A 15,136-nucleotide genomic window follows, 5' to 3' on the forward strand; every position below is an offset into this window, starting at 1 on the left:
AGTGGCGTACTACGCGGGGCTGGGCGTGCACGTCAAACGGTTGCTGACGGACAACGGAGCGGCCTTCCGGTCCAAGGAGTTTGCGGCTGCCTGCAAAGCCTTGGGAGTGCAGCACAAGTTCACCAGGCCATACCGGCCGCAGACCAATGGCAAAGCCGAGCGGTTCATCCAGTCGGCGTTGCGAGAGTGGGCTTACGGCTGGACGTACCAGAACTCAGCCGAGCGGATCACTGCCCTGGCGAGCTGGCAGCACCACTACAACTGGCACAGGCCACACAGCGGCATTGGTCACATCGCTCCGATGTCCAGGCTCAAATCTGCAAATAACCTCTTGACGGTTCACAGCTAGAAGTCCATCGTCGCCGACACCAGCACGCTGCGCGGTGCGCCCTGCAGCAGCGTGCCCCAGGTGGACGCGCCCGCCCAGTAGTCGTGGCCGGTGGCGTTGCGCACCGTGGCGCGCCAGGTGGTGGTGCGGCCGGCCAGTGCGGTGCGCCAGCGCAGGCCCAGGTCCACGGTGGTCCAGGCCGGCAGCCGCTGCAGGTTGGCCTGGTCGGCGAACTGCGAGCGGGTGTGGGTGAGTGCGCCGGTCAGCGTCAGGCCCGGGATGGCGCCCAGGTCGTGTTCGGCGTTCAGCATGAACTGTGCGCGCGGCACGCCCACGGCGGTGCGGCCCTGCGTGGCGGCACTGGCGGTGCGGGTCAGCTCCGCGTCGATCCAGGTGGCGCCGCCGTACAGGCGCCAGCCGGTCGCGGGCTCGCCCTGCACGGTCAGTTCCAGGCCCCGGTTGCGCTGCTCGCCATCCACGGTGAAGCGGTTGGCCACCAGCAGGCCGCTGGGCCGCCGGATCTGGAACACGCTGGCCGTGGTGATCAGGCGGCCGTGGTCGAACTTCACGCCCACTTCCTGCTGGCGCGAGCGGTAGGGCGCGAACACCTCGCCCGCATTGACGGCGCTGCTGGGCGCCGTATCGCCCTTGCTGAGCCCTTCGATGTAGTTGGCATAGATCGACACGCCCTGCCACGGCTTGACCACCACGCCCGCCATCGGCGTGGTGGCGCTCTGGCCGTAGGTGCCGGTGCGCACGCCGGTGGCATCGAAATTGTCCGAATCCACCTGCTGGCGCCGCAGGCCCAGGGTGACCAGCAAGCGGTCGTCCCAGAGCGAGAGCGTGTCCGCAAGCGCCAGGCCCTGCAGCACGTTGGCCGAGCGCATCGGCACGGCGCCAGGCGCGGCCACGTCCTGCGCCGGCCGCTCGATGGGCGCGTACAGGTTCGAGGTGTAGGCCGTGCCGGCGACCGAGCCCATGCGGTAGCGGTCTTCGTAGCGGCTCCACTGCAGGGTGGCCTGGTGCGCCACGCCGCCGGTGGAAAAGCGCCCGCGCAGGCCGGCTTCGGCCACCTGGCGGCGCACGTCGAAGCGGGCGCGGGTGGGCGTCACGCGGGTGTCGCCCGCGGCGTTGGTGATGGTCGGCGTGTTGAAGAGCCGGTCCACCTCGGAGCGGGCCGCGCCCAGGCTGCCGAACAGCGACCACTGCGCGTTCAGATCGTGCCGGGCCTTGAGCAGGGCCGAGCGCTCGGTGCTGTCGTACCACTCCCAGCGCTGGGTGATGTTGCGCCGCGCATCGGGCGCGGGCGGCACCGCCAGTCCGGCGGCCAGCGAGGGCCGGCGCGTGGGCGCGTCCACGTCTTCGCGCTGGTCGATCAGATCCAGCGTGACCTGGGTGCGGTCGCTGGTGTAGTCCAGCGCCAGCGCGCCCAGCGTGGCTTCGCGGCGCTGGTGGTCCAGGGGCGTGCGGCCGTCGCGCCAGCTGCCGTTGAAGCGCACGCCGAACCGCCGGCCCTCGCCCAGGCGGCGCGCCACGTCCACATGGCCGCCCACCTGCGAGCGCGTGCCGTAGTCGGCGCGCAGGCGGGTCAGGTCTTCGGTGGCGCGCTTGGGCACCACGTTGATGCCGCCGCCCACGCCGCTGTTGGGCGACATGCCGTACACCATGGCGGCCGGGCCCTTGAGCACCTCCACCCGCTCCGCATAGTCGGTCAGCAGCCGGTAGTTGGGCGCGACGCCGTAGAGGCCGTCGAACGCCACCTCGCCGATGTTGTTGTCGCCGATGGCGAAGCCGCGGATGAAGAAGGCGTCGGCCACGTCGCCGCTGGGCGCTGCGCTGCGCACCGACGGGTCGGCCGACAGGGCCTCGCCCAGCGTGCTCACCTGCCGGTCGGCCAGCGCCTGGGCGGTGTAGCTGGTGATGTGCAGGGGGGCATCCATCACGTCCGTCTGGCCCAGCAGGCCCAGCCGGCCGCCGCGTGCGACCTGGCCGCCGGCGTAGGGCGCGGGCAGGTCGTCGGGCGTGAGCGGGGCGCTGGCGGTCACGCGCACTTCACCCAGCGTGGCGCCCGCGGCGGGGCGTTCGGTGGCGGTGGCCATGGGGCGCAGGGTGTAGCTGCCGTCCGCCGCCGGCACGGCCTGCAGCGGCGTGCCGGCCAGCAGCGCGGCCAGCGCCTGCGCCACCGAGTGTTCGCCCGACACGCCGGGCGAGGACAGGCCGTCGGTGAGCTGTGGGCTGAAGCTGATCAGCGTGCCCGATTCACGCCCCAGCCGGTTGAGCGCCGCGCCCAGCGGGCCGGGGGCGATGGCATAGCGCTGGCGCGGCGCGTCGGCGCTGGCCGTACGGCCCGGCTGGGCCTGGGCCGCAGGCGCGGCCAGGGCGCAGCCCAGTGCGAGGCCCGCGCACAGCAGGGGCGCGGCCAGCCACGGGGCGGGGGCGTGCGGGGGATGGGGAGCGATGGAGGTGGTGGTGGTGGCGGCGGCGGGCGCAGTCATGGCAGAGGGCATCTTTCAGGCAAGCGGGGGAGAAGCAATGGGCGCAGGGCGGTTGGGGCGGGGTGGTGTTGCCGCCTTCCGCGCTGGCCTTGCTTTCCTTGACACCCATGGCTGCGCTTTTGGCCATCTTTTTGCTGGCTTTGAATGAAAAAGCCCTGTGGCGCTTATGCATCAAGCGCTGGTAGCTATTGATTTGATAGCGTTCCGGCGCGGCGCCCGCGATCAGCCATCGCGCGCCGCTACCGTCACCCACCAGCGCGTGCGCGACTGCACCTGCACCGGCAGCGCACGGGCCAGGGCGGCCAGCACCCTGTCGGTGTCGGCCAGCGGGTAGGCGCCGGACACGCGCAGGCCGGCGACTTCAGGCGCGCAGCGCAGCACGCCAGGGCGGTGGCGCGACAGCTCGGCGATGAAGCCGGCCAGCGGCATCGCATCGGCGATCAGCATGCCCTCGCTCCAGGCGGCGGCGCCGTCGGGCAGCGGCTCGGGCGGGCCGGCCGAGGCTGCAGTCAGCTGCGCCTGCTGGCCGGCGTTCAACCGCAGCGTGGCGGTGGGCGCGGCAGCGGGTGTCAGTTCGACCGCCCCTTCCAGCACCGCGACGAGGGCGATGGGGGCGCCGAGCACAAAGGGGATGCCGTTGCCGTCCGCCAGCTGCCGCACGGTGAAGCGCGTGCCGATGGCGCGCACCATGCCCGCCGCCGTGCGCACCCGCAGCGGCCGGCCGGAGGCGTCGGGTGCGCTGTGCACCAGGATCTCGCCGGCGCGCAGAACGATCAGCCGCTCGGCAGGGCCGTAGCGCACGTCCACCGCGGAGGCGGTGTTGAGCTGCAGCCGCGTGCCGTCGGCCAGCACCGTTGCATGGCGCTCGCCGGTGGCGGTGGAGAGATCTGCCGCCAGGTGCTGCCAGGGTGTGGTCTGCCGCGCCGCCAGCAGTCCGCCGGCGCCGGCCGTCAGCGCGGCGGCCAGCTGCACCGCGCGGCGGCGGCCCATGCCGGGCGCGGCCAGGGTGGGCAGGGCGACGGCGGCCGGCACGCCGCGCAGCTGGCCGTCCACCTCGGCGATGCGCTGCCAGGCGCGGGCATGTGCCGGGTCGGCGGCCATCCAGGCCTGCCATTGCTGGTGGGCGCTGTGCGCTTCGGTGCCGTTGCCGGGGTGCAGCTGCAGCAGCCAGTCCACGGCCTCGCGTGCCACGCGGGGCGAGACGGCGGCATCGTGCGCGGCGGGGTGGTGAGGGGCCGTCATGCCTTGTCCTGCGCTGGGTCGTGGAAGTAGCAGCGCGTTGCAGCGGCCGCCAGGTGCCGCCGCACGCTGGTGCGCGAGATGCCCAGCTGTGCGGCGATCTCGTCCTGCGTCAGCTCCTCCAGCCGCCATAGCAGGAAGGCGCGGCGGGCCATGGTGGGCAGGCCGTCGAGCAGGCGGTCGATGGCGAGCAGCGTTTCCAGCACCATCAGGCGCGCATCGGGCGGCGGCGCCACCGCCTCGGGCAGCTGGGCGAGCGCATCCAGGTAGGCGCGCTCGATCTGCCGGCGCCGCAGGTGGTTGGACAGCAGGCGCTGGGCGATGGTGGTGAGATAGGCACGCGGCTCGGCGACGTCGTCCAGCCGCTGGCCGGTGGCGGTGAGCACGCGCACGAAGGTGCTCTGCGCCAGGTCCGCCGCGTCCCACGCGCAGCCCAGCTTGTGGCGCAGCCGGCCCACCAGCCAGCGATGGTGCTCTTGGTACAGGGCCTGGGTGGCGGCAGCATGGGGCGAGGAGTGCGCGGACATGGCGGTAGCCTGCGAATGAGAATGGATCGCATTTTATGGCGCGCCCTGCCGATCCATGGCCGGCAGCTCCCACGGCGGTCGTCAGCGCGCTGCCGGGCCACGGCCCTTCATGCGGGGAAAGCGCGCTCCAGGATGCGCGCCACATCCAGCCCGCGCGTGTCGATGGCGCCCGCCACGTGCGCCGCGTCTGCACCGCCCAGGCGCGTGGCGATGAACGCGTCGGCCACCGCCTGCGGCGCATGCCGGCGCAGCAGGCAGGCCTGGGCCACCAGCACCAGGCGCTGCACCAGCACGCGGCCCAGGGCTTCGAGCGTTTCGGGGGGCGAGGCCATCAGGGCCTGCAATGCGCCCAGCGCGGCGGCGATGCGCGGCTCGCCCCGGGCGGCGGGCGCAAGCTCTTCCAGCAGCGCCTGGGCCGCCCCGGGCTCGCGGGCCAGTGCCCGCAGCACATCCAGGCACATCACGTTGCCCGAGCCCTCCCAGATGGAGTTGACGGGCGCTTCGAGAAACAGGCGCGCCATCACGCCCTCCTGCACGTAGCCGTTGCCGCCGAACACCTCCATCGCCTCGCCCGCCAACGCCACGCCGCGCTTGCAGACCCAGAACTTGGCGGCCGGCGTCATCACGCGCTTCCAGGCGTGGTCGGCCGGGCTCGCGGCGCCATCGGCATCGCGCTCGAAAGCCTCGGCCAGGCGCATCAGCAGGGCCAGCGCGGCCTCGCTCTCCAGCGCCAGGTCGGCCAGCACGGCGCGCATCAGGGGCTGCTCGGCCAGGGCCTTGCCGAAGGCGTGGCGGCGGCGCGCGTACGCGATCGCCTGCACGGTGGCCTGCCGCAGGATGGCGGCGCTGCCGGCCACGCAGTTGAGGCGGGTGTAGGTGGCCATCTCGATGATCGTGGGAATGCCGCGGCCTTCCTCGCCCAGGAGCACGCCCCAGGCGCCGTCGAACTCCACCTCGCCGCTGGCGTTGCTGCGGTTGCCCACCTTGTCCTTCAGGCGCTGCACGTGCACGCCGTTGAGCGTGCCGTCTTCCAGGCGGCGCGGCACGTAGAAGCAGGCGAAGGGGCCGCCCTCGCCCGTGCGCGCGACCACCAGGTGCGCATCGCTCTGGGGCGTGGAGAAGAACCATTTGTGGCCGCGCAGCAGGTATTCGCCGCCGCGCCCGCCCGCGCCGACCGGCGTGGCCACGGTGGTGTTGGACCGCACGTCGGAGCCGCCCTGCTTTTCCGTCATGCCCATGCCCAGCCAGATGCCGGCCTTGGCGTGCGCGGGCAGGTCGCGCGGGTCGTGCGTGCGGCTGTGGAGCCGTCCCTCCAGCTGCGCCCAGAGCGCGGGCTCCTTGCGCAGCAGCGGGATGGCGGCCTGCGTCATCGTGGCGGGGCAGAGCGTGCCCTGCTCCACCTGCCCGTGCAGGTAGAAGCCGGCGGCCCAGGCGGACCAGCGGCCGGGCCGGTCGCTATCGAAGGGCATCGAGACCAAGCCCTCGCCGCGGTAGAGCGCCATGAGCGCGTCCCACGCGGGATGGAACTCCACCCGGTCGATGCGGCGGCCCCGGCTGTCGAAGCGGTGCAACTCGGGCGTGTGGTGGTTGGCCCGCTCGGCCAGGGCGTAGGTGCCGGCGCTGCCGAGCCGGCGGGCGTAGTCGCCCAGCGCGGGCAGGGCGTAGCCGGCGCCTGCGCGCTGCAGCGCTTCCTGCAGCGCGGCATCGGTGGCGAGCAGGTCGTAGTCGGTGAGCTCCGCGAACTGGTTGAAAACCTCGTGGGTGGCCTGGGCCATGGCTGTCTCCTCCACAGGGATGCGGCGGCGTGCGCCGGGACCGCCATGGTGCACGCACCCGGCCCGGCGTGCACGCGCGTTCAGGACGCGGGCGACGACGACGCCTCGCGCAGCGCGCGCAGCATGCCGGCCACGGCCGTGCGGTCGGTGGTGTTCTCGCGCCAGTACATCGACACCGATCCGAAGCCCGACATGCGCACCGGCAGCACGCGCAGCGCGCCCATCTGCGAAAAGCGCAGCGCCGCCCGGTGCGAGGCCAGGCCGATCATGTCGCTGTGGCCCAGCAGCGTGAGGTTGAGCGTGACGGAGTTCGATTCCACGCTGCCCGGCGGCAGCGCATGGCCGGCGGCGGCCAAGGCGCTTTCCAGCGTGTTGCGGATGGGCGTGCCGCGCGGCCAGACCAGCCAGCGGTAGGCCATCAGGTCGGGCCAGTCCAGCGCCGCGCCGTCGGGGCGCTGCTGCAGCAGCGGGTGCTGCGGGCGCGCCACCAGGTGGATGGGTTCCATGTAGAGCATCTCGGCGTGGATGTGGCCGTCGTGCAGTTCGGGCGCCGAGCGGCCCACCACCACGTCCAGCTCGCCGTTGGCCAGCTGCTGCATCAGCACGTTCATGGTGCTTTCGGCCAGCCGGACTTGTGCGCGCGGCAGCCATTCCAGCAGGCGCAGCACGGCCATGGGCACCACGTCGGAAGCCGATGCGCCCGAGGTGCCCACCACCACCAGGCCGCTGCCGCCGTCGCGCAGGGCCTGCATGTCGTCGCGGGCGCTGTCCAGGTGCGCCTCGATGCGCCGGGCGTGGGCGATCAGCGCCTCGCCCTGCGGCGTGGGGCGCAGGCCCCGCGCATGGCGCTCGAACAGCGTCATGCCCAGGTCGTCCTCCAGTTCCTTGAGCCACTTGGAGAGCGCGGGCTGCGCGGTGTGCAGCTGCTGGGCCGACTGGCTCATGTTGCCGGTCTGCGCGAGGCTCAGGAGCATCTGCAGCTGGCGCAGCCGCAGGCGTTGGGTCCAGTCCATGGCGTTGTCTCCTCGTTCTGGGTATATCGAAAAGATTATGGATGAGACCAATAAATGATTTTACGGAGTATTGCTGGCTCCGAATAATCGTCTCCATGGCCTAGCCAGAGCGCCTTCCAAGGTGTTCCAAGGCATGGGCCTTCGCCAAGAACAGGAGACACCGCATGGACACCGCCACCTCGGCCCGGCCTGCAACCGCCGCTGCCGCTGCTACCACCTCTGCCCCCACCGAGCGCCAGGCCTACTACGACCGCATCGCCCGCCACGGCATGACACCGCTCTGGGAATCGCTGCACAGCCTGGTGCCGCGCGAGCCCCGCCCGCAGGCCGTGCCCGCGATCTGGAAATACGCCGACGTGCGCCCGCTGGTCATGCAGGCCGGCGAGGTGATCAGCGCCGAAGAGGCCGTGCGCCGCGTGCTCATCCTGGAGAACCCGGGCCTGAAGGGCCGCTCCAGCATCACCTCCACGCTCTACGCGGGGCTGCAGCTGATCCTGCCCGGCGAGGTCGCACCCAGCCACCGCCACACGCAGTCGGCGCTGCGCTTCATCGTGGAAGGCCAGGGCGCCTACACCGCCGTCAACGGCGAGCGCACCACCATGCGGCCGGGCGACTTCATCATCACCCCCTCGTGGACCTGGCACGACCACGGCAACCCGCGGCTCGAAGACGGCGGCGAGCCCGTGGTGTGGCTCGACGGCCTGGACATCCCCCTCATCGGCCACCTGGACGCCGGCTTCGCCGAGAACTACCCCGAGGCCGTGCAGCCCATCAGCCGCCCCGAAGGCCACAGCTTCGCCGCCTTCGGCCACAACATGGCGCCCGTGCGCCACCGCGCGGCGGACCCGACCTCGCCCATCTTCAGCTACCCCTACGACCGCAGCCGCGAGGCGCTGGACCGGCTCTTCCGCCAGGGCGAACTCGATGCCTGGGACGGCGTGAAGCTGCGCTACGTGAACCCCGCCACCGGCGGCTGGCCCATGCCCACCATGGCCACCTTCCTGCAGTTCCTGCCCGCGGGCTTCCAGGGCCGCACTTACCGCAGCACCGACGCCACCGTGTTCAGCGTGGTCGAGGGCCAGGGCACGGCGCGCATCGGCGGCAGCACCTTCCAGTTCGGCCCGCGCGACACCTTCGTCGCGCCTTCGTGGGCGCCGGTGCAGCTGGCCGCCACGCAGGACGCGGTGCTGTTCAGCTATTCCGACCGGCCGGTGCAGGCGGCGCTCAACCTCCTGCGCGAAGAACGCACCTGATCGGGGCGCGACCCACAGAGCCTCTCTGGCGGCGTTGCCGCATCTTGCCGTGGCGCTGCCACTGTCTGCGATGCGGCGCCTTGCCAGAAAGGCTCTGTGGACCGCTTGCGAGCGTGAACCTCCTCTCCGTTTGAACGACTGATTCCCTAGAAAGAAAACCATCATGGCCTTCGTTTTTCCTGTTCCTCCTACCGTCGCCGTGCCTGTCGTGGGCAGTTCTGACGCCTTTGCGGTGCGCCGCGTCTATTGCGTGGGCCGCAACTACGCCGCCCATGCGCGGGAGATGGGGTTCGACCCGGACCGCGAGCCGCCCTTCTTCTTCTGCAAGCCGGCCGATGCCGTCATCCCCGTGGCCTATGGCGAGACGCTGCGCCTGGAGTACCCCGCGCGCACCGACAACTTCCACTACGAGGCCGAGCTGGTCGTCGCCATCGGCAAGGGCGGCAGCGACATCCCGCGCGAGCAGGCTCTGGAGCACGCCTGGGGCTACGCCGTGGGCCTGGACATGACCCGCCGCGACCGCCAGATGGAGATGCGCCAGATGGGCCGCCCGTGGGAGATCGGCAAGGCTTTCGACGCCTCCGCGCCCATCGGCCCCATCCACCGCACCAGCGACGTGGGCCACTTCGAGCAGGCCGGCATCTGGCTCACCGTGAACGGCGCGGACCGCCAGCGCAGCGACGTCTCGCACCTGATCTGGTCGGTGGCCGAGACCATTGCCGACCTGTCCACCTGGTTCCGCCTGGAGCCGGGCGACCTGATCTACACCGGCACCCCCGAAGGCGTGGGCCCCGTGGTGCGCGGCGACCACATGGTGGTGGGCGTGGAGCGCCTGGGCGAGCTGGCGGTGGACGTGGTCTGACGATCGATGGGCACCGCCATGCAGCTCTACAGCTTCTTCAACAGCTCCACTTCGTACCGGGTGCGCATCGCGCTGGCGCTCAAGGGGCTGCCGGCCGACTACCACGGCGTCAACATCCGCACCGGCGAGCACCGCGCGGCGGACTATGCCGAACTGAACGCCGCGCGCGTCGTGCCCACGCTGGTGGATGGCGACTTCACGCTGGGCCAGTCCATGGCCATCCTGGACTACCTGGACCAGCGCCACCCCGAGCCGCGCTTGATCCCGCTCGAACCCCGCATGCGCGCCCGGGTGCTGGAGCTGGCCAACGTCATCGCCTGCGACATGCATCCGGTGAACAACCTGCGCATCCTCAAATACCTGCAGGGCCCGCTGGCCCTGAGCGCCGCGCAGAAGGACGCCTGGTACGCCCACTGGGCCGCCGAAGGCTTCGAGGCCGTGGAGCGGCTGCTGGCCCGGCACGGCGGCGAAGGCCCCTGGTGCTTCGGCGATGCGCCCACGCTGGCCGACGTGTGCCTGGTGCCCCAGGTGGCGAATGCGCTGCGCGCGGGCTGCGACCTCACGCCCTATGCGCGCGTGATGGCCGTGCACGCGCATGCCGAGCAGCACCCCGCCTTCATCGCGGCACGGCCGCAGGCGCAGCCGGATTACCAGCCATGAGCTGACCGGCAGCACAACGGCCTTGAGATCCGCCGGCCAGGGTGGCACACCACCCGGCACCGGCGGACCGGGCCTTCCATCCATCGCAACGGAGAGAGACAAAATGAACCCATCCATGGCCGCCGGCATTCCGGCGGCAGACCGTGCCGCCTTCGGGCCGCTGCAGCTGCGCGTGACGCTGCTGTGCGCCATCGTCGCCATGCTCGACGGCTTCGACACCCAGTCCATCGCCTACGTGGCGCCGCGCATCGCGGAAGACTGGGGGCTCAAGGCCTCGGCGTTCGGCCCCATCTTCGCGGCGGGCCTGTTCGGCCTCATGGCCGGCGCCTTCCTGCTCAGCCCCGCGGCGGACCGCTGGGGCCGCAAGCGGGTCATCCTGCTGTCCACCTTCATCTTCGGCCTGTTCGCGCTGCTCACCGCCTGGGCCACCAGCATGAACGAGCTGCTGGCCTACCGATTCATCACCGGCGTGGGCCTGGGCGCGGCCATGCCCAACATCATCGCCCTCACCAGCGAATACGCGCCGCAGCGCCTGCGCGCCACGCTGGTCACGGTGATGTTCTGCGGCTTCCCGCTGGGTTCCACGCTGGGCGGGCTCATCTCCAGCTGGCTCATCGCGCATTTCGACTGGCATTCGGTCTTCGTGCTGGGCGGCGTGCTGCCCCTGCTGCTGTTGCCCCTGCTGGCCGTGCTGCTGCCCGAATCGCTGCGCTACCTGGCCGCGAGCGGCGCCGCGCCTGCGCGCTACGAGCCCATCGTGCGCAGTGCCTACCCCGGCGAGGCCCCGGCCACGGTGATGGCCGGCCTGCGCGGCGAGGCGGCGGGCGTGCAGAGCGGCTTCTCGGTGTTCGAGCTGTTCCGCCACGGCCGCTTGCCCACCACCATGCTGCTGTGGCTGGCGTTCTTCATGAACCTGCTGGTCATGTACTTCCTGGTCAACTGGCTGCCCACGCTGCTCAAGAGCGCCGGCCTGCCGCTGGAAAAGGCCATCCTTTCCACCGCCATGCTCAACCTGGGCGGCGTGGTGGGCGCGCTGGCGCTGGGCCGGCTCATCGACCGCTTCAGCGCCTACGCGGTGCTGGGCGCGGCCTATGCCGCATCGGCCGGCTTCATCGCGCTGATCGCCTTCAGCGGGCAGAACCTCACGGGGCTGCTGGCGGGCGCCGCGCTCTCGGGCTTCGGTGTTGTGGGCGCGCAGATCGGCTGCAACGCCCTGGCCGCCGCCATCTACCCCACCCACATCCGCGCCACGGGCGTGGGCTGGGCGCTGGGCGTGGGCCGCATCGGCGCCATCGTCGGCCCGCTGGCGGGCGGCGCGCTGCTGGCTGCGGCGTGGACGCCGTCCGCCATCATCCTCGTGGCGGCCGTTCCGGCGGTGCTGGCGGCCGCGGCCGTGCTGCTGCTGGGGCGCGTGCGGCGCGATGCCTGATAGGGATCAGACCTGAGTACGCCGGCCGCGGGGCCGGCTTAGCATCTCGGCTGGAGACAAGAACCCACGAAAGGCATGCCATGAACGACGGCATCCGCACTTGGAGCACCGACGGCCTACCCCCCGCGCAGCGGGCCGACTACTGGGTCGGCGCGGTCTGCGACTGCTTTCTCGACATGGAGGTGGAGCCCGGCCAGCGCCAGGGCTTCTCGGCCACGCTCGCATCCATGCCCTGCGGCAGCCTGCAGGTCAACCACGTCAGCGGCAGCGCCCAGCGCGTGCGCCGCACGCTGCAGGGCATTCGCCGCAGCGAGGGCGAGAACTTCTACTACCTGCTCTGCAAGGAATCCGCGCCCTGCCAGGTCGCGCAGGACGACGCCGGCTCCGCCCGCCTGCTGCCCGGCGACCTGGCGCTGATCGACTCGCGCCGGCGCTACCTGCTGGAGTTTCCCGACGTGGTGGACACCGTCTCCATCCAGATCCCCATCGGCTGGCTGGACACCTGGCTGCCCGCCGCCGACCGCTGGCTGGGCCAGCGCGTGGACGGCTCCGCCGGCTGGGGCCGGGTGCTGAGCACCTACGTGGCCCAGCTGCGCGCCGAACAGCCCACCCGCCTGGGCACCCTGCAGGCCGAGCACCTGGGCGGCCTGCTCTCGCTGGCCTGCGGCGCCGCGCCCGAAGCGCCGCCCCGGCCCGGCCTGCTGCAACGCATCGAGCACTGCGTGCGCCAGCGCTTCTGCGAACCCGGCCTCACCGCCGCCGACGTGGCCGATGACGTGGGCGTGTCGCTGCGCACCCTGCACCGCGCCCTGTCGGCGGGCGGCAGCACCTTCGCCCTCCTGCTCATGCGCGAACGCATGGCCGTGGCGCAGCGCATGCTGCACGCGCCCTCGCACCGGCACCTGACGGTGGCCGAGATCGGCCGGCGCGCGGGCTTTCTCGACCCCTCCCACTTCGCCCGCGCCTGCCGCCAGTGGTGCGGCAAAACGCCCGCGCAGGAGCGTGGCGCAGGCATCGAAAGCCTGGCGCAACCGCACTGACACACACAGTCCGCCACGCTGGCACGCAACGGCCATCCAGGGCCCGGCCGCCGCGCCACCATGAGTCTCCCCACAACCACAAGGAGACAACGATATGGCGGATACCTACGTACTGGTCCACGGCGCCTGGCACACGGGCGAAACGATGGAGGCCACGGCCCAGCACCTGCGCGCACGCGGCCATACCGTGCATTGCCCCACGCTGCCGGGCAACCACCCCGGCGACGGCACGGCCCCGCTGGGCCTGCAGGACGCGATCGACGGGCTGGTGCAGTTCCTCGAATCGAATGACCTTAAAGACGTGCGCCTCGTCGGCCACAGCTACGGCGGCATGCTGCTGTCGGGTGCTGCCGACCGCGTGGCCGGCCGCATCCGGCGCCTGGTCTATGTGAACGCCTTCGTGCCCCTGCCCGGCGAGGCGCTGTGCGACATGGTGCCCCCGCACTACCGCTCCATGTTCGAAGGCCTCGCGGCCGCTGGCGGCGGCGGCGTGCAGCTGCCCTACGAAGTCTGGCGCGAGTGCTTCATCAACGACGCCGATGCGGAACTGGCCCGCAGCACCTACGCGCAGCTGCACGCGCAGCCGCTGCGCTGCCTGACCGACCCCATCGCTCTCTCGCAGCCCACGGCCGCGCTGGCGCTGGGCAAGTCCTACCTCAACTGCCGCGAAGACACCGCGCTGCCCCACAGCCTGCCCTGGCACCCGCGCCTCTCCGAACGGCTGGGCCTCTTCCGCTACGTGGAGGCCAGCGGCAGCCACGAGGCGCTGTTCACCGACCCCGAAGGCCTGGCGCTCGGCATCGAACGCGCCGGGCGCGACTGACCGGCGGATGGATGGGCGGACCCGTTGGCGCCTCTCAGGCGCCCGCCCCGCCTGAACGACAGCACGCAACACCCCACACGACGACAGCCAGGAGACAACACCATGCAAGCCATTGCCTCACGCAACACCCGCGCCGCCGCTGCGCGCACGTTCCTTTCGCGGTCTTCCCGCACGGCCCTTGCCACGGCAGCCGCCGCGGCTGCGGCTTTCGCCAGCCTCGCCGTCGCGCTGCCCGCGCAGGCGCAGACCTCCGCGTCCGCTGCGCCTGACACGGCCCCGAAATCGCCCTGGCGCCTCTATGCCGGCCCCGCCCACATCGGCTTCAGCACCTCGGCCAAAGTGCAGGCCGGCGGCCAGCTGGTGCCCGGCGGCAATGCCACGGCCGACTCCAACTACAGCGTCGGCTTCGGCGCCATCTACGACTTCCACCCGGGCTGGAGCGCCGAAATCGCCCTGGGCCTGCCGCCCACCACCGCGCTCAAGGGCACCGGCACCCTGTCCAGCGCAGGCACGCTCGGCAAGGTCAAGTACGGCCCGGCCGTGCTCTCCGTGCGCCGCCAGCTGTGGGACGAAGGCCCCGTGCGCCCCTACATCGGCGCCGGCATCAACTACACCCTGGTGCTCGAATCCCGCGACGGCTTCGTCTCCAACCTGGACGTGAAGAACGGCTTCGGCCCCGTGCTGCAGGTCGGCTTCGAAGTGCCGATCGACCAGCGCTGGAGCTTCTTCGTCGATGCCAAGAAGATCTGGCTCAAGACCACGGCCACCGGCACGCTGCCGGCCCTGGGTGGGGCGCCGGCGTATGCGAAGGTGCGGCTGGATCCGTTGGTGGTGACGGCGGGGTTGAGTTACAGGTTCTGACCCCCCCCGCAGCGCTACGGCCCCGCCCGGCCCCCTCGGGCGCCCGGCTGGAGGCTGGCGTGGCCTGCCCCGGCTACCAGCGGTCGCTGCAGTCCAGCCTGGCCGGCGCCTACGAACGCGTGAGCATCGCCGGCACCGTGAAGGTGGAATTCCGCGTGCGGGACGGCGCGGTGGTGGATGTGACCCCGATGGCCGGCCTCAGCGAGTACTACCGCACCGTGTGCTCGGCCGTGCGCCGCTTCCATTGCCAGGCCCCGGCGGAGCGGGGATGCGCTGGTGTCGCTGGATATTGTTTTTCGGGGGGAGTAGGGCGGGGCGGGGAACAGTCCGGTCTGCGGCGGGCTTGGCTTTGGCCTTGACTGAGACGCTGGACAAAGGCGTATTGGAAGAGGCTCCGATGCGTCCTTTTGCTTTCTGGGTCGTGGGTGCTGGTAAGGGACGCGGTGTGCGAGGTTCGTTGCTGTGGACGGGGCTTTGATGACTGCTATGCAGCGAGGCTGTGTGAAAACCCTCTCGCGGCCTGCCGAGTGCGCCAGTAAAGTCTGGCGACATATTGAACACCGAGATCAATATGCCCAGATACATCGAGGGACAGAACCGGCATCAGGTCACATTGCTGCCAGAGAGCCTGGATGACTTCATTGCACAGGACAACACGGTTCGAATCGTTGATGCCTTCATCAACGAGCTGGACCTGGTGGCTCTGGGGTTCCATGGTGCAACACCGGCTGCAACCGGCAGGCCCTCGTACCATCCCGCAGTGCTCCTGAAGCTGTATCTCTACGGCTACCTCAACCGCATCCAGTCCAGTCGCCGGCTGGAGCGTGAGTG

14 protein-coding genes are annotated in these 15,136 nt (G+C 71.3%); 9 read left to right on the forward strand and 5 right to left on the reverse strand.

The genetic code is table 11. The features are described from left to right. On the forward strand, positions 1-349 hold a 349-nt coding region (locus BM070_RS23140; protein ID WP_139222941.1), incomplete at its 5' end, for an integrase core domain-containing protein. Here BM070_RS23140 and BM070_RS23145 read toward each other — a convergent pair. The 5 genes from BM070_RS23145 to BM070_RS23165 all read right to left on the reverse strand — a co-directional run bounded on the left by BM070_RS23145 (position 346) and on the right by BM070_RS23165 (position 7,377). After that, positions 346-2,823: a TonB-dependent receptor gene (locus BM070_RS23145; RefSeq protein WP_092942507.1), complete on the reverse strand. Its 2,478-nt coding sequence runs from the start codon at positions 2,821-2,823 to the stop codon at positions 346-348. The genes BM070_RS23140 and BM070_RS23145 overlap by 4 nt on opposite strands. A 222-nt stretch (positions 2,824-3,045) precedes the next feature. Then, a complete protein-coding gene (locus BM070_RS23150; protein ID WP_092942510.1) occupies positions 3,046-4,065 on the reverse strand; it encodes a FecR domain-containing protein in 1,020 nt (339 codons plus the stop codon). Continuing rightward, positions 4,062-4,589, reverse strand: coding sequence for a sigma-70 family RNA polymerase sigma factor (locus BM070_RS23155; protein ID WP_092942513.1), 528 nt, complete (start codon positions 4,587-4,589; stop codon positions 4,062-4,064). Before BM070_RS23155 ends, BM070_RS23150 begins: the two co-directional genes overlap by 4 nt. A gap of 107 nt (positions 4,590-4,696) precedes the next feature. Then, on the reverse strand, positions 4,697-6,364 hold the full coding sequence (locus tag BM070_RS23160) for an acyl-CoA dehydrogenase family protein (RefSeq protein ID WP_092942516.1): 1,668 nt from the start codon (positions 6,362-6,364) through the stop codon (positions 4,697-4,699). Between the two features lie 80 nt (positions 6,365-6,444). After that, a complete protein-coding gene (locus BM070_RS23165; protein ID WP_092942519.1) occupies positions 6,445-7,377 on the reverse strand; it encodes a LysR substrate-binding domain-containing protein in 933 nt (310 codons plus the stop codon). Positions 7,378-7,541: 164 nt separating this feature from the next. On the opposite strand from BM070_RS23165, the gene gtdA reads away from it, so the two are divergent. From gtdA to BM070_RS23210, 8 genes are all read left to right on the forward strand, one after another. After that, positions 7,542-8,630 carry a gentisate 1,2-dioxygenase gene (gene gtdA, locus BM070_RS23170; RefSeq protein ID WP_092942522.1) on the forward strand — a complete coding sequence of 363 codons (1,089 nt, stop codon included), beginning with the start codon at positions 7,542-7,544 and terminating at the stop codon, positions 8,628-8,630. 163 nt (positions 8,631-8,793) lie between these two features. Continuing rightward, entirely contained in the window at positions 8,794-9,492 is a 699-nt protein-coding gene (locus BM070_RS23175; protein WP_092942525.1) for a fumarylacetoacetate hydrolase family protein, read from the forward strand. An 18-nt stretch (positions 9,493-9,510) separates the two neighbouring features. Continuing rightward, on the forward strand, positions 9,511-10,152 hold the full coding sequence (gene maiA, locus BM070_RS23180; RefSeq protein WP_092942540.1) for a maleylacetoacetate isomerase: 642 nt from the start codon (positions 9,511-9,513) through the stop codon (positions 10,150-10,152). Positions 10,153-10,255: 103 nt separating this feature from the next. Then, positions 10,256-11,581 carry an MFS transporter gene (locus tag BM070_RS23185; RefSeq protein ID WP_092942528.1) on the forward strand — a complete coding sequence of 442 codons (1,326 nt, stop codon included), beginning with the start codon at positions 10,256-10,258 and terminating at the stop codon, positions 11,579-11,581. An 80-nt stretch (positions 11,582-11,661) separates the two neighbouring features. Then, on the forward strand, positions 11,662-12,621 hold the full coding sequence (locus BM070_RS23190; RefSeq protein WP_092942531.1) for an AraC-like ligand-binding domain-containing protein: 960 nt from the start codon (positions 11,662-11,664) through the stop codon (positions 12,619-12,621). Between the two features lie 94 nt (positions 12,622-12,715). Beyond that, positions 12,716-13,444: an alpha/beta hydrolase gene (locus tag BM070_RS23195; protein WP_092942534.1), complete on the forward strand. Its 729-nt coding sequence runs from the start codon at positions 12,716-12,718 to the stop codon at positions 13,442-13,444. Positions 13,445-13,546: 102 nt separating this feature from the next. Then, positions 13,547-14,305, forward strand: coding sequence for an OmpW/AlkL family protein (locus BM070_RS23200; RefSeq protein ID WP_092942537.1), 759 nt, complete (start codon positions 13,547-13,549; stop codon positions 14,303-14,305). Positions 14,306-14,876: 571 nt separating this feature from the next. Then, positions 14,877-15,136: transposase (locus tag BM070_RS23210; RefSeq protein WP_139222942.1), on the forward strand; the 260-nt coding region annotated here is incomplete at its 3' end.

Source organism: Paracidovorax wautersii, assembly GCF_900113035.1.
GTDB classification, from domain to species: Bacteria; Pseudomonadota; Gammaproteobacteria; order Burkholderiales; family Burkholderiaceae_C; genus Paracidovorax; species Paracidovorax wautersii.

Bases quoted from the DNA above. Each gene is read 5' to 3' on its own strand.
- BM070_RS23165 (WP_092942519.1), bottom strand. From the start codon at position 7,377: ATGGACTGGACCCAACGCCTGCGGCTGCGCCAGCTGCAGATGCTCCTG.
- BM070_RS23145 (WP_092942507.1), bottom strand. From the start codon at position 2,823: ATGACTGCGCCCGCCGCCGCCACCACCACCACCTCCATCGCTCCCCAT.
- BM070_RS23200 (WP_092942537.1), top strand. From the start codon at position 13,547: ATGCAAGCCATTGCCTCACGCAACACCCGCGCCGCCGCTGCGCGCACG.
- BM070_RS23190 (WP_092942531.1), top strand. From the start codon at position 11,662: ATGAACGACGGCATCCGCACTTGGAGCACCGACGGCCTACCCCCCGCG.
- BM070_RS23150 (WP_092942510.1), bottom strand. From the start codon at position 4,065: ATGACGGCCCCTCACCACCCCGCCGCGCACGATGCCGCCGTCTCGCCC.
- BM070_RS23160 (WP_092942516.1), bottom strand. From the start codon at position 6,364: ATGGCCCAGGCCACCCACGAGGTTTTCAACCAGTTCGCGGAGCTCACC.
- maiA (WP_092942540.1), top strand. From the start codon at position 9,511: ATGCAGCTCTACAGCTTCTTCAACAGCTCCACTTCGTACCGGGTGCGC.
- BM070_RS23195 (WP_092942534.1), top strand. From the start codon at position 12,716: ATGGCGGATACCTACGTACTGGTCCACGGCGCCTGGCACACGGGCGAA.
- BM070_RS23185 (WP_092942528.1), top strand. From the start codon at position 10,256: ATGAACCCATCCATGGCCGCCGGCATTCCGGCGGCAGACCGTGCCGCC.
- gtdA (WP_092942522.1), top strand. From the start codon at position 7,542: ATGGACACCGCCACCTCGGCCCGGCCTGCAACCGCCGCTGCCGCTGCT.
- BM070_RS23175 (WP_092942525.1), top strand. From the start codon at position 8,794: ATGGCCTTCGTTTTTCCTGTTCCTCCTACCGTCGCCGTGCCTGTCGTG.
- BM070_RS23155 (WP_092942513.1), bottom strand. From the start codon at position 4,589: ATGTCCGCGCACTCCTCGCCCCATGCTGCCGCCACCCAGGCCCTGTAC.